At 68.3% G+C, this 14426-nt stretch carries 10 protein-coding genes and 1 tRNA gene; all 11 read right to left on the bottom strand.

Translation table 11 applies throughout. The features are described 5' to 3' along the window. Window positions 1–242: 242 nt before the first annotated feature. Complete coding sequence (locus tag V1L54_RS14010; RefSeq protein WP_330118429.1) at window positions 243–734, bottom strand: DUF1707 and DUF4190 domain-containing protein; 492 nt, start codon at window positions 732–734, stop codon at window positions 243–245. Between the two features lie 269 nt (window positions 735–1003). Next, entirely contained in the window at window positions 1004–4927 is a 3924-nt protein-coding gene (locus tag V1L54_RS14005) for a DNA-directed RNA polymerase subunit beta' (RefSeq protein WP_330118312.1), read from the bottom strand. Window positions 4928–5071: 144 nt separating this feature from the next. After that, window positions 5072–8557, bottom strand: a complete 3486-nt coding sequence (gene rpoB / locus V1L54_RS14000) for a DNA-directed RNA polymerase subunit beta (protein ID WP_330118311.1) — start codon at window positions 8555–8557, stop codon at window positions 5072–5074. A gap of 521 nt (window positions 8558–9078) precedes the next feature. Next, window positions 9079–9471 carry a 50S ribosomal protein L7/L12 gene (gene rplL, locus V1L54_RS13995; RefSeq protein ID WP_330118310.1) on the bottom strand — a complete coding sequence of 131 codons (393 nt, stop codon included), beginning with the start codon at window positions 9469–9471 and terminating at the stop codon, window positions 9079–9081. Between the two features lie 96 nt (window positions 9472–9567). After that, complete coding sequence (rplJ, locus tag V1L54_RS13990; RefSeq protein WP_100201501.1) at window positions 9568–10122, bottom strand: 50S ribosomal protein L10; 555 nt, start codon at window positions 10120–10122, stop codon at window positions 9568–9570. Window positions 10123–10509: 387 nt separating this feature from the next. Beyond that, window positions 10510–11424 carry an SCO4651 family lipoprotein gene (locus tag V1L54_RS13985; RefSeq protein ID WP_330118309.1) on the bottom strand — a complete coding sequence of 305 codons (915 nt, stop codon included), beginning with the start codon at window positions 11422–11424 and terminating at the stop codon, window positions 10510–10512. 140 nt (window positions 11425–11564) lie between these two features. Further along, complete coding sequence (rplA, locus tag V1L54_RS13980; RefSeq protein WP_330118308.1) at window positions 11565–12284, bottom strand: 50S ribosomal protein L1; 720 nt, start codon at window positions 12282–12284, stop codon at window positions 11565–11567. A gap of 80 nt (window positions 12285–12364) precedes the next feature. Further along, window positions 12365–12799, bottom strand: coding sequence for a 50S ribosomal protein L11 (gene rplK / locus V1L54_RS13975; RefSeq protein ID WP_330118307.1), 435 nt, complete (start codon window positions 12797–12799; stop codon window positions 12365–12367). Between the two features lie 174 nt (window positions 12800–12973). Then, window positions 12974–13825: a transcription termination/antitermination protein NusG gene (gene nusG, locus V1L54_RS13970; RefSeq protein WP_330118306.1), complete on the bottom strand. Its 852-nt coding sequence runs from the start codon at window positions 13823–13825 to the stop codon at window positions 12974–12976. A gap of 74 nt (window positions 13826–13899) precedes the next feature. Beyond that, complete coding sequence (secE, locus tag V1L54_RS13965) at window positions 13900–14181, bottom strand: preprotein translocase subunit SecE (RefSeq protein WP_443076622.1); 282 nt, start codon at window positions 14179–14181, stop codon at window positions 13900–13902. Between the two features lie 112 nt (window positions 14182–14293). Next, window positions 14294–14366: transfer RNA gene (locus tag V1L54_RS13960), tRNA-Trp, on the bottom strand. Window positions 14367–14426: the final 60 nt, after the last annotated feature.

The raw sequence follows: 14426 nt of genomic DNA, 5'->3' as shown, positions 1-14426 counted from the left end.
GATTCCGGTGTCCCCGCCTCACTCGCTTCCCGCGCTTCCTGGCGCGTACGAGAGCGCAGGGGATACCCCAGGCACAAGGTCAGAGCGTACCTACCGCATCGGCTCCGGTCAAAACAAATGCCCATGCCACCGTAGCGGGCACGGAGCGGGAGCGAAAGGGCGCCTGAGCGGCTCCCAGGGCCCCGTACGGCGCCTCCCGGAAGGCACCGCGCATCCGCGCCGGGCGCCCGGCCGGCGCGGCGTCAGGGGCCGGCCGCGGCAGCGGCGGCCACCACCGAGAGGAGGAACAGCAGGAAAGCACCGATCGAGAGCCAGCCCAGGACCAGCCCGACCGTGGCCATGCCGTCCCCGCCCTCGCCGGTCCGCCGGATCTCCGCACGCGCCTTGTGCCCCAGGATCACCGCGGGGACGGCCGTGATCCCCGCGGTGAACGGGATGAGGACGGCGCAGACCAGGGACGCGGTGGCGGAGGAGTTGTTCGGAACGGGCGGCGGCAGGAAGGTGGGCGGCACCTGCGGCTGGTACGGCTGCGGGTAGTGCTGCGGCGCGGGCGCGGGGACCGCCATCGGCCCCTGCGGCAGGTCGGCGACGAGCATGTGCAACTCGCCGTACGTCGAGGCCTGCTGGACGCGGGCCATCCGCTGCTCGTACTCCGCGTGCGTCAGCCGCCCCTCCGCGAAACCCGCCTTGAGCACGTCGAGCGCGCGCTCGCGGTCGGCGTGGGAGGCCCTCATCATCGGCAGCTGCGAACCCTGCTGCGCCGCCTGCCAGGGCCGGGCCGGACCGGATCCCGGTGGCACCGGCTTGTGCTCTTCCCATGGTCCGAAAGCCATTTCCGGACACCTCCCCGCCTGGATATCCCCATCATCCAGGACGTTCGGGCAAGTTGCCCAGTTCCCCACCGGTCACCCGGGCGCCCGGCCGTCCCCGGCCGGCAACGCCGCGGGGCGGCCACCCGTGAGGGTGACCGCCCCGCGCTCGCCGTCCGGGGACGGGCGTGGACTCAGCCGTTGTACGGGCCGTAGTCGTAGTCCTCCAGCGGAACCGCCTGGCCGGAGCCGGTGCCGAAGGGCGAGTAGTCGATGTCGTCGTAGCCGACGGCCGAGTACATCGCGGCCTTGGCCTCCTCGGTCGGCTCGACCCGGATGTTGCGGTAACGGGACAGTCCCGTACCGGCCGGGATGAGCTTACCGATGATGACGTTCTCCTTGAGGCCGATCAGGGAGTCCGACTTGGCGTTGATCGCCGCGTCGGTCAGGACCCTGGTCGTCTCCTGGAAGGACGCCGCCGACAGCCACGACTCGGTGGCCAGCGAGGCCTTGGTGATGCCCATGAGCTGCGGACGTCCGGAGGCCGGCTGCCCGCCCTCCGCCACCACGCGGCGGTTCTCACCCTCGAACTTCGTGCGCTCCACCAGCTCACCGGGCAGCAGCTCGGCGTCGCCGGACTCGATGATCGTCACCCGGCGCAGCATCTGCCGGATGATGATCTCGATGTGCTTGTCGTGGATCGACACGCCCTGCGAGTTGTAGACCTTCTGGACCTCGCCCACCAGGTGCACCTGGACCGCACGCTGGCCGAGGATGCGCAGCACGTCGTGCGGGTTGGTGGCACCGACCGTCAGCGGCTGGCCGACGTCGACGTGGTCGCCCTCGGAGACCAGCAGACGGGCGCGCTTGGACACGCCGTAGGAGGTCTCGTCGGAACCGTCGTCGGGGGTGACGACGATCTTCTTGGTCTTCTCGGTCTCCTCGATCCGGACACGGCCGGCCGCCTCCGAGATCGGGGCGACGCCCTTGGGCGTACGCGCCTCGAACAGCTCGACGACACGCGGCAGACCCTGGGTGATGTCGTCACCTGCCACACCACCGGTGTGGAAGGTCCGCATCGTCAGCTGGGTGCCGGGCTCACCGATGGACTGGGCGGCGATGATGCCGACCGCCTCGCCGATGTCCACCAGCTTGCCGGTCGCCAGCGAGCGGCCGTAGCACATGGCGCAGGTGCCGACGGCGGACTCGCAGGTGAGGACCGAGCGGGTCTTGACCGTCTCCACGCCGTGCCGCACCAGCTCGTCGATGAGCACGTCGCCCAGGTCGGTGCCGGCCGGGGCCAGCACCTTGCCGTCGACGGTGACGTCCTCGGCGAGGCAGCGGGCGTACACGCTGGTCTCGGCGTCCTCCGCCTTGCGCAGCACACCGTCGGCGCCCCGGGAGGCGATCACCAGCTTCAGACCGCGCTCGGTGCCGCAGTCCTCCTCGCGGATGATCACGTCCTGCGAGACGTCCACCAGACGACGGGTCAGGTAGCCGGAGTCCGCGGTGCGCAGCGCGGTGTCCGCCAGACCCTTACGGGCGCCGTGCGTGGAGATGAAGTACTCCAGCACGGACAGACCCTCGCGGAACGACGCCTTGATCGGCCGCGGGATGGTCTCGTTCTTGGCGTTGGACACCAGACCGCGCATACCCGCGATCTGCCGCATCTGCATCATGTTTCCGCGGGCGCCCGAGTCGACCATCATGAAGATCGGGTTGGTCTTCGGGAAGTTCTCCGACATGGCCTCGGCGACCTCGTTGGTCGCCTTGGTCCAGATGGCGATGAGCTCCTGGGACCGCTCGTCCTTCGTGATCAGGCCGCGCTCGTACTGCTTCTGGACCTTCTCGTCCTGCGCCTCGTAGTTCGCGATGATCTCCTTCTTGGCCTCGGGGACCACGACGTCGGAGATCGCGATGGTGACGCCGGAGCGGGTCGCCCAGTGGAAACCGGCCGACTTCAGGTTGTCCAGCGTGGCGGCGACGACGACCTTGGGGTAGCGCTCGGCGAGATCGTTGACGATCGCGGAGAGCTGCTTCTTGCCCACGGTGTAGTCGACGAACGGGTAGTCCTCGGGCAGCAGCTCGTTGAAGAGCGCGCGGCCCAGGGTGGTCCGCAGCCGGAACGGGTCGCCCGGCTGCCACTCGCCCGCGGCGGAGCCGCCATCGGCCGCAGCGCCCTCCTCGGCCGCCGGCGGGGTCCAGCCGCGGGGCGGGATCGAGCCGAGGGGGAAGCGGATGTCGATCCGCGCCTGGAGCGACAGCTCCCGGGCGTCGAACGCCATGATCGCCTCGGCGACCGAGTTGAACGACCGCCCCTCGCCCTTCAGCTCGCCCTCGATCTCGTCGGTGGTGAGGAAGAACAGGCCCAGCACCATGTCCTGGGTCGGCATGGTGACCGGACGGCCGTCGGCCGGCTTGAGGATGTTGTTCGAGGACAGCATCAGGATGCGGGCCTCGGCCTGCGCCTCCGCGGACAGCGGCAGGTGCACGGCCATCTGGTCGCCGTCGAAGTCCGCGTTGAACGCGGTGCACACCAGCGGGTGGATCTGGATGGCCTTGCCCTCGACCAGCTGCGGCTCGAAGGCCTGGATGCCCAGCCGGTGCAGGGTCGGCGCGCGGTTGAGCAGCACCGGGTGCTCGGCGATGACCTCTTCCAGCACGTCGTACACGACCGTACGGCCGCGCTCGACCATGCGCTTGGCCGACTTGATGTTCTGCGCGTGGTTGAGGTCCACCAGGCGCTTCATCACGAACGGCTTGAACAGCTCCAGCGCCATGGCCTTGGGCAGACCGCACTGGTGCAGCTTGAGCTGCGGACCGACGACGATCACGGAGCGGGCCGAGTAGTCGACGCGCTTGCCCAGCAGGTTCTGGCGGAAGCGGCCCTGCTTGCCCTTGAGCATGTCGGACAGCGACTTCAGCGGGCGGTTGCCCGGACCCGTCACCGGCCGGCCGCGGCGGCCGTTGTCGAACAGCGCGTCGACGGCCTCCTGCAGCATCCGCTTCTCGTTGTTCACGATGATCTCGGGCGCGCCGAGGTCGAGAAGCCGCTTGAGGCGGTTGTTGCGGTTGATGACGCGGCGGTACAGGTCGTTGAGGTCACTGGTCGCGAAGCGGCCACCGTCGAGCTGCACCATCGGGCGCAGGTCCGGCGGGATGACCGGCACGCAGTCCAGCACCATGCCCTTGGGGCTGTTGCGGGTCTGCAGGAAGGCGGAGACGACCTTGAGGCGCTTCAGCGCCCGGGTCTTCTTCTGGCCCTTGCCGGTCCGGATGATCTCCCGGAGCCGCTCGGCCTCCTCGTCCAGGTCGAAGGTCTCCAGGCGCTTCTGCAGCGCGGCGGCGCCCATCGAGCCGTCGAAGTAGGTCCCGAAGCGGTCGCGCAGCTCGCGGTAGAGCAGCTCGTCGCCCTCCAGGTCCTGGACCTTGAGGTTCTTGAAGCGGTTCCACACCTCGTCCAGCCGGTCGATCTCGCGCTGGGCGCGGTCGCGGAGCTGCTTCATCTCCCGCTCGGCGCTCTCGCGCACCTTGCGGCGGGCGTCAGCCTTGGCGCCCTCGGCCTCCAGCTCGGCCAGGTCGGACTCGAGCTTCTTGGCCCGGGCCTCCAGGTCGGCGTCGCGGCGCTGCTCGATCTGCTGGCGCTCCACGGAGACGTGCGCCTCCAGGGAGGGCAGGTCGCGCGTGCGGCGCTCCTCGTCCACCCACGTGATCATGTAGGCGGCGAAGTAGATGACCTTCTCCAGGTCCTTCGGGGCGAGGTCCAGCAGGTAGCCCAGGCGGGAGGGCACGCCCTTGAAGTACCAGATGTGGGTGACGGGGGCGGCCAGTTCGATGTGGCCCATCCGCTCGCGGCGCACCTTGGCGCGGGTCACCTCGACGCCGCAGCGCTCACAGATGATGCCCTTGAAGCGGACGCGCTTGTACTTTCCGCAGTAGCACTCCCAGTCCCGGGTGGGGCCGAAGATCTTCTCGCAGAAGAGCCCGTCCTTTTCCGGCTTCAGGGTGCGGTAGTTGATGGTCTCCGGCTTCTTGACCTCGCCGTGGGACCACTGACGGATGTCGTCAGCGGTGGCCAGGCCGATTCGCAGCTCGTCGAAGAAGTTGACGTCGAGCACTCTCGTCAATCCCTCTCAGGGTTTGTGCCCCCCGCGTCGGCGGGACCAAGGGGCTCTTTGATGGTCTGAACGGGGGTCCCGGGGAGGCCGGGGAGCCGTCTCCTCCCGGTGGGGAAGGAGGGGAGCGGCGCCCCGGCCGGCCCGTCAGACCTCTTCGACGCTGCTCGGCTCGCGCCGGGACAGGTCGATACCGAGCTCTTCCGCGGCGCGGAAGACGTCCTCGTCGGTGTCGCGCATCTCGATGGACATACCGTCACTGGACAGCACCTCCACGTTGAGGCACAGGGACTGCATCTCCTTGATGAGCACCTTGAAGGACTCGGGGATGCCCGGCTCGGGGATGTTCTCGCCCTTGACGATGGCCTCGTAGACCTTCACACGGCCGGTGACGTCGTCGGACTTGATGGTCAGCAGCTCCTGGAGGGCGTACGCGGCGCCGTACGCCTCCAGCGCCCACACCTCCATCTCACCGAAGCGCTGGCCGCCGAACTGGGCCTTACCACCCAGCGGCTGCTGGGTGATCATCGAGTACGGACCGGTCGAGCGGGCGTGCAGCTTGTCGTCGACCAGGTGGTGCAGCTTGAGGATGTACATGTAGCCGACCGAGATCGGCTCCGGGAACGGCTCGCCGGAGCGGCCGTCGAACAGCCGGGCCTTGCCCGAGGGCAGGACCAGCCGGTCACCGTCGCGGTTGGGGAGGGTGGCCTCGAACAGACCGGCGATCTCGTCCTCGCGGGCACCGTCGAACACCGGGGTGGCGACGTTGGTGCCGGGAGCGACCTCGTCGGCGCCGATCGCGGCCAGCCGCTTCTTCCACTCCTCCTCGATCCCGTCGATCTTCCAGCCCTGGGAGGCGAGCCAGCCCAGGTGGATCTCCAGGACCTGGCCCGGGTTCATCCGGGACGGGACGCCCAGCGGGTTGAGGATGACGTCGACCGGGGTGCCGTCCTCCATGAACGGCATGTCCTCGATCGGCAGGATCTTGGAGATGACGCCCTTGTTGCCGTGCCGGCCCGCGAGCTTGTCACCGTCGGTGATCTTGCGCTTCTGGGCCACGTAGACACGGACGAGCTGGTTGACGCCGGGCGGGAGCTCGTCGCCCTCCTCGCGGTCGAAGACGCGCACGCCGATGACCTTGCCGGTCTCGCCGTGCGGCACCTTCAGCGAGGTGTCGCGGACCTCACGGGCCTTCTCGCCGAAGATCGCGCGCAGCAGCCGCTCCTCCGGGGTCAGCTCCGTCTCACCCTTCGGGGTGACCTTGCCGACCAGGATGTCGCCGGCCTCGACCTCGGCGCCGATGCGGATGATGCCGCGCTCGTCGAGATCGGCCAGGACCTCCTCGGAGACGTTCGGGATGTCCCGGGTGATCTCCTCGGGGCCGAGCTTGGTGTCCCGGGCGTCGACCTCGTGCTCCTCGATGTGGATCGAGGACAGGACGTCGTCCTGGACGAGGCGCTGCGACAGGATGATCGCGTCCTCGTAGTTGTGGCCCTCCCACGGCATGAACGCCACGAGCAGGTTCTTGCCGAGCGCCATCTCGCCGCTCTGGGTGGAGGGACCGTCGGCGAGGACCTGGCCCTCGACCACCCGGTCGCCCTCGTCCACGATCACCTTCTGGTTGAAGGAGGTGCCCTGGTTGGAGCGGAAGAACTTGGCGACCCGGTACGTGGTGTACGTGGCGTCGTCGTTGGCCACCGTGACGTAGTCGGCGGAGACCTCCTGGACCACGCCGTCCTTCTCGGCCTTGATCACGTCACCGGCGTCGACCGCGGAGCGGTACTCCATGCCGGTGCCGACCAGCGGGGACTCGGCCCGGATCAGCGGGACGGCCTGGCGCATCATGTTCGAGCCCATGAGCGCGCGGTTGGCGTCGTCGTGCTCCAGGAACGGGATCATGGCGGTCGCGACCGACACCATCTGGCGCGGCGAGACGTCCATGTAGTCGACCTCGCCGCCGGGCACGTAGTCGACCTCGCCGCCGCGGCGGCGGACCAGGACCCGGCCCTCGGCGAACCGCATGTCGTCCGTCAGCGGCGCGTTGGCCTGCGCGATGACGTAGCGGTCCTCCTCGTCGGCGGTCAGGTAGTTCACCTCGTCGGTGACCTGGCCGTCGATGACCTTGCGGTACGGGGTCTCGACGAAGCCGAACGCGTTCACCCGGCCGTACGAGGCCAGCGAACCGATCAGACCGATGTTCGGCCCCTCCGGGGTCTCGATCGGGCACATGCGGCCGTAGTGCGACGGGTGCACGTCACGGACCTCGAAGCCCGCCCGCTCACGGCTCAGACCACCCGGGCCCAGCGCCGACAGGCGGCGCTTGTGGGTCAGACCCGACAGCGGGTTGGTCTGGTCCATGAACTGGGAGAGCTGGCTGGTGCCGAAGAACTCCTTGATGGAGGCGACGACCGGCCGGATGTTGATCAGGGTCTGCGGCGTGATCGCCTCGACGTCCTGGGTGGTCATCCGCTCGCGGACGACGCGCTCCATACGGGCCAGACCGGTGCGGACCTGGTTCTGGATGAGCTCGCCGACGTTGCGCAGGCGGCGGTTGCCGAAGTGGTCGATGTCGTCGGTCTCGACGACGATCGTCTCACCGTCGGAGGACACCGTCTCCGTCTCGCCGGCGTGCAGCTTCACCAGGTACTTGATCGTGGCGATGACGTCGGCCGTGGTCAGCACGCCGGAGTCCAGCGGCTCGTTCCCGCCGAGCTTCCGGTTGATCTTGTACCGGCCGACCTTGGCCAGGTCGTAGCGCTTGGGGTTGAAGTACAGGTTCTCCAGCAGCGTCTGCGCGGCCTCCCGGGTCGGCGGCTCGCCCGGACGCAGCTTGCGGTAGATGTCGAGCAGCGCGTCGTCCTGCCCCTGGGTGTGGTCCTTCTCCAGGGTGGCGCGCATGGACTCGTACTGGCCGAACTCCTCCAGGATCTGCTCGTTGGTCCAGCCGAGCGCCTTGAGGAGGACGGTGACGGACTGCTTGCGCTTGCGGTCGATGCGGACACCGACCATGTCGCGCTTGTCGATCTCCATCTCCAGCCAGGCACCCCGGGAGGGGATGATCTTGGCGGTGAAGATGTCCTTGTCGGAGGTCTTGTCGATGTTGCTGTCGAAGTAGACGCCCGGCGAGCGCACCAGCTGGGAGACCACGACACGCTCGGTGCCGTTGATGACGAAGGTGCCCTTGTTGGTCATGAGCGGGAAGTCGCCCATGAAGACCGTCTGGGACTTGATCTCGCCGGTCTCGTTGTTGGTGAACTCGGCGGTGACGAACAGGGGCGCGGCGTAGGTGAAGTCGCGCTCCTTGCACTCGTCGATCGAGTTCTTCGGGGGCTCGAAGCGATGGTCGCGGAAGGTGAGCGACATCGACCCGGAGAAGTCCTCGATCGGGGAAATCTCCTCGAAGATCTCCTCCAGACCGGACTTGGTGGGGACATCCTCACCGCGCTCCAGCGCCGCCTCGACACGCGCCTTCCAGGCGTCGTTGCCGAGCAGCCAGTCGAAGCTCTCGGTCTGCAGCGCAAGGAGATTCGGAACCCCGAGGGGCTCCTTGATCTTCGCAAAGGAGATGCGCAGCGGGGCGGTGCTGGCGCCGTTGGTCGAATGTGCGGTCGAGGCGTTGCGCGAGGCGGCCAAGAGGGGGTCCTTCCGAGGGCTCGGACTCACTACGCGCATACCGTGCCCCTGGTGACGGGCAGGGGGCAGTTAATAGGCAGCGCAAAGGGTCAGTGTAGCCACAAGGCCCACTGATGTCCAGTGCAGATTCCGGAGACCGGCACGTGGTACCAATCTCTCCCTCCGGGAGGGGCGACCCCCTCGTTGTTCACCTCGGTTGTTCAACGCCTGCCGCAAGGTTTCCCACTTCGCCGGCGATCCATGCCTCGGATCTTGGATCGATGTGACGACGCGTCCTGAGAATTGCGCGCTACGTGCGGTTCGTCAAGGCCCCGCCCCCCTCCGAAGCCCGGAAGGCGTATGGCCGGACGGCGCTGATCACCCTACCTGGCGTGCTCCGACAGGCAAGACGGCCGGTGCGGAAACGGCCGGAGGCGACCACCCGGGTGGGTGATCGCCTCCGGCGAGACTACGACGGGACCCGGCACCGGGGGAGTCGGCGGACTCCCCCGGTGACCGAGGTCACGCGGCGGTCGTCGGGGTCACTTGACCTCGACGGAGGCGCCGGCGCCCTCCAGGGCCTCCTTGGCCTTGTCCGCGGCCTCCTTGTTGACCTTCTCCACGACGGGCTTCGGAGCGCCGTCGACCAGGTCCTTGGCCTCCTTCAGACCCAGCGAGGTCAGCTCGCGCACGACCTTGATGACCTGGATCTTCTTGTCGCCGGCGGCGGTGAGGACGACGTCGAACTCGTCCTTCTCCTCGGCGGCCTCGGCGGCACCACCGGCGGCGGCACCACCGGCGGCGGGGGCGACGGCGACCGGGGCGGCGGCCTCGACGTCGAACTTCTCCTCGAAGGCCTTCACGAACTCGGAGAGCTCGATGAGGGTCATCTCGCTGAACTGCTCGAGCAGCTCGTCCTGGCTGAGCTTCGCCATGATGGCGGTCCTTCCACTAAGTCGGCTGGTGCCGGGCTGTACATGTCGGCGGGCGTACTGGGGCCCGCTGCGACCGAATGGGACCCGAGGGGTCGGTCACTCGGCCTCGGCGGGAGCCGGCGTACCGGCACCGCCCTGCTCCTCCTGCTTGGCGCGAAGGGCGTCCGCGGTGCGGACGAGCTTCGACAGCGGGGCCTGGAAGGTCGCCGCGGCCTTCGCCATGGACGCCTTCATGCCACCGGCCAGCTTGGCGAGCAGCACCTCACGGGACTCGAGGTCCGCGAGCTTCTTGATGTCGTCGGCGGACAGCGCCTTGCCCTCAAGGACACCGCCCTTGATGACGAGCTGGGGGTTGTTCTTGGCGAAGTCACGCAGGCTCTTCGCCGCCTCGACCGGGTCACCGGTCACGAAGGCGACCGCCGTCGAGCCGATGAAGAACTCGTCGAGCTCGGTGACCCCGGCCTCGTTGGCCGCGATCTTGGTAAGCGTGTTCTTCGCCACGCGGTACTGGGCGTTCTCTCCGAGAGAACGGCGCAGGTCCTTCAGCTGTGCGACGCTGAGACCGGTGTACGCGGTCACGACCGCCGCGTTGGAGTTCTGGAACCTCTCCTTGATATCCGCGACGGCTTCGACCTTGTCGGGACTCGCCATGAGCCTCGGCCCTCCTTTCCGGGTGATGCGATCCTCGGCCTGCCCTTCGGCAGGCCACGACGCCGGACCGCCCACGTCGGGCGCACGAGGAAGGGGACTTGCGCAAAACGAAACGCCCCGGCGCAGGCGCACGGGGCGTGACTCGACCGGACACACGTCCGGGAGTCCTCCACGGTCACCTGCGCAGGTCGCCCGCTACAGCGGATCCTTCGGCCACCGCACTCCGGAAATCACGGGGATTCACCGGGACACGGCAACGACCAGCGGTCTTTGGCTTCCGTGGAAGAGTACGCGAACGGTGTCACGGCAGGCAAATCCGCGACTCGCGGGCCCGGGAACTCACGGCCTCCTCCGGGCCGGCTCACCGGCCCGGAGGAGGCCCGGGGCTCAGAGCCCCTCGGACGGCTCCAGGTCGGCGCCCGCCTCCTGCAGATCCTTGATCATCTGGAGCATGTCGGTGGTCTCGCCGGCCGGCGGGGCCTCTACCGAGACAGGAGTGCCGTAGTCCTTGTAGGTCTGCGACATGACGATCTCGCCCTCGGGGCTGTCCATCGTCATGTCGATCTTGACGGGAAGGTCGTCCTCGTTGACCCAGGCGTCGATGTCGAAGCCCTTCACCCCGGACTTCTCCATGTTGCCCAGCAGTTCCTTGTACTCCTCCTCGGTGAGGTAGTCGCCGAGGGAGGAGCCGGAGGACTCCAGGGCCTCCTTCATGGTGAGCGTGCCGCTGTAGCGCTCGGTGTCGACGCCGTCGACCTTCTCCTCGCCGACCCGCTTGATGCCGGGCGACTCCAGGAGGAGGGCCATCTGCTTGACCGGGTCCTGGCGGTTCATGTTCTGGATGCTCTCCGACATCCCGTCCAGGGCACCGGCCGCGCCGGACTCCTCGGCCATCTTCACCATGGCGTTGAAGTCCATCTTCAGCCACGGCTTGCCGCCGATGGCCTCCTCGCCCGCGTTCATGTACATCACGTCGTCGACCCAGAGCATGCGCATCTCACCGGGAGCGCCCTGCTCGGCGAACGCCGCGCCGGACGCGGTGACGTCCATGACGATCGGGTCCCAGCCCAGCACACCGGACATCTTCATGTCGCCACCGGCCGCCTCGGGCATCGAGATGGTCATCTCGACCTTGGCGCTCTTGGCCTCCTCGGTCTTCTGGGCCGCCGCCTGGAGTGCCTGGACGGCGGAACGGGGCTCGCCCCCGGACGCCTTGTCGGTCCCCCCGCCGGTGCAACCGGTGAGCACGGCCGCCGTCGCCAGAGCCGTGACTCCGAGCGCCGTCTTGTGAATGAGGCGCATGATTCCCCCATGTCGATGTGGCTTGTGTTTCGCACACACTACCGACTCCGGGACGCGGAAAAGCCCGGTCCCCGTCTCAACTGGTAGACGAGGACCGGGCTTTGTGCCCTATCGGGCCACGCGCTCGGCGGCCTGCCGGATCAGGCGGCCGCGTCCTCCTCGGCGAGGAGGTTGCGGGTGCGGTTGGGGTCGACCGGGACGCCGGGGCCCATCGTGGTGCTGACGACGGCCTTCTTCACGTACCGGCCCTTGGCCGCGGACGGCTTCAGCCGCAGGACCTCGTCCAGCGCCGCCGCGTAGTTCTCCACCAGCTGCTTCTCGTCGAACGAGGTCTTGCCGATGATGAAGTGCAGGTTCGCGTGCTTGTCGACCCGGAACTCGATCTTGCCGCCCTTGATCTCGGTGACGGCCTTGGCGACGTCCGGGGTGACGGTGCCGGTCTTCGGGTTCGGCATCAGACCACGGGGACCGAGCACCCGGCCGAGCCGGCCGACCTTGCCCATCAGGTCCGGGGTGGCGACGACGGCGTCGAAGTCCAGACGTCCCTTCGCGACCTCGTCGATCAGTTCGTCCGAGCCGACGATGTCGGCTCCGGCGGCTTCCGCGGCCGCGGCACGGTCACCGGTCGCGAAGACCAGGACCCGGGCGGTCTTACCGGTGCCGTGCGGGAGGTTCACGGTGCCGCGCACCATCTGGTCGGCCTTGCGCGGGTCGACGCCCAGGCGCATGGCGACCTCGACGGTCGCGTCGAACTTGGTCGGGGAGGTCTCCTTGGCCAGCCGTACGGCCTCCAGCGGGGCGTACAGCCGTGTCCGGTCGATCTTGGCGTCCGCGTTGCGGAGAGCCTTGCTGCGCTTCACTTCTGCTCCAGGGGATGTCGATTGCGGAGTCGTGGTCCGGGTCAGCGCCTGACCCTGCCACGGCGGTCCTGAGGGCGGGGTCAGCCCTCGACCGTGACGCCCATGGAACGGGCGGTGCCGGCGATGATCTTCTCGGCGGCGTCCAGGTCGTTGGCGTTGAGGTCGGGCATCTTGGTGGTGGCGATCTCCCGCACCTGCTCGCGCGTGATCTTCGCGACCTTCTTGGTGTGGGGCTCGCCGGAGCCCTTCTCGATGCCCGCGGCCTTGAGGATCATCTTCGCGGCCGGCGGGGTCTTGGTGATGAAGGTGAAGGAGCGGTCCTCGTAGACCGTGATCTCCACCGGGATGACCCAGCCGCGCTGCGACTCGGTCGCGGCGTTGTAGGCCTTGCAGAACTCCATGATGTTGACGCCGTGCTGACCCAGCGCGGGGCCGACCGGCGGGGCCGGGTTCGCGGCACCGGCCTGGATCTGGAGCTTGATCAGCCCCGTGACCTTCTTCTTCTTGGGAGGCATGTTCTCTCCGGGTCCTGGTGAGAGGTGGTGATTCCCCCGACGGGCTGATCCGCCCTTACGGAGGCATACCGCACCACGATAGCCGGTATCGCGGCACGGCCAGAAACCGGCCAGGTCAGGCGGGCACGAACGCCTGCCTGACCTGGCCGGAAGCCGGTGTCCGGAAGAACCGGGTCAGTTCTTCTGGATCTGGTCGAAGCTGAGCTCGACCGGGGTCTCGCGGCCGAAGATCTCGACGAGGCCCTTGACCTTCTTCGAGTCGGCGTTGATCTCGTTGATCGTCGCCTGGAGGGTGGCGAACGGACCGTCGGTGACGGTGACCGAGTCGCCGACCTCGAAGTCCAGGACCTGGACCTCCAGCCGGCGGCTCGGGGCCGGGGCGCCGCTCTCGGCGGCGGCCGCCGCGGCGGCGCGCTCCTCGGCCTCGGGGGCGAGCATCTTGACGACCTCGTCCAGGGTCAGCGGGTACGGGTCGTAGGCGTTGCCCACGAAGCCCGTGACGCCCGGGGTGTTGCGGACGACGCCCCAGGACTCGTTCGTCAGGTCCATCCGGACCAGGACGTAGCCGGGGAGCTTGTTCTGGCGGACGTTCTTGCGCTCGCCGTTCTTGATCTGGACGATCTCTTCCTCGGGGACCTCGGCCTGGTAGATGAAGTCCTCGACGTTCAGCGAGACGGCACGCTGCTCCAGGTTGGCCTTCACGCGCTTCTCGTAGCCCGCGTAGGTGTGGATGACGTACCACTCGCCGGGAAGGGTGCGCAGCTCGTCGCGGAGGGCGGCGACCGGGTCGGCCGCCTTCTCCTCCTCCGCCTCCCCGGCGGGGTCGGTCGCGGTGCCGGTGTCGTCGGTGGCGTCCTCGGCGGGCTCGGTACCGGTGTCGTCCGCGGCGGACCCGGCCGGCTCGTCCTCCCCGGCGACGTCGGCGGCTTCGACCTGGTCGACGCTGTCCTTCGCCTCGGCGGCGTCGGGTGCGGTGTCGTCTCCCTCGGCAGGATCGACGGCGTCGTTCAGGTTCGGGTCAGACACGGTGGCTGCTTCTTCCTGGCTTCAAGGGGTCGAACATGCGGAAAGGTGCCCGGGAGGCACCCTCCGCGGGCGGATCAGCCGAAGACGAACTTGACGACCTCGGTGAACCCCCAGTCAATCACGGTCACCAGGCCGATGACGATGACGACAAAAATGATCACCACTGTGGTGTACGTCGAGAGCTGGCGCTTCGTGGGCCAGACGACCTTGCGCAGCTCTGCGACGATCTGTCGGTAGAAGAGCGCGAAACGGCCCAGGGGGCCCTTCTTTCCGCGCTTGCCGCCGCGCCGGGGCTTGCTGTCGTCCTGCGACCGCCCGGGCTCGGGGACCTCGATGGAGTCCGTGATCTCCGCCACTCGTCCTCACCTGCATCCGGGTCCTGGCCGCGTGCCGTGCCGCGTCCGGCCCGGCCGTACGGCGGTGCGTCCAGTACGTACACGTGCACGCACCTGTGCCAGATGCGTGTAGCAGGGCCGGAGGGACTTGAACCCCCAACCGCTGGTTTTGGAGACCAGTGCTCTACCAATTGAGCTACGACCCTTTGTCGCCTCCCAACCTACAGCATCCGAACGGCCTCGCGGAGTACACGATTCGAAGCTGA

This window comes from Streptomyces rubellus (assembly GCF_036323805.1).
GTDB lineage: Bacteria > Actinomycetota > Actinomycetes > Streptomycetales > Streptomycetaceae > Streptomyces.
The sequence above is the reverse complement of the archived record's forward strand: the minus strand, read 5'-3'. Positions and strand labels throughout refer to the sequence as shown.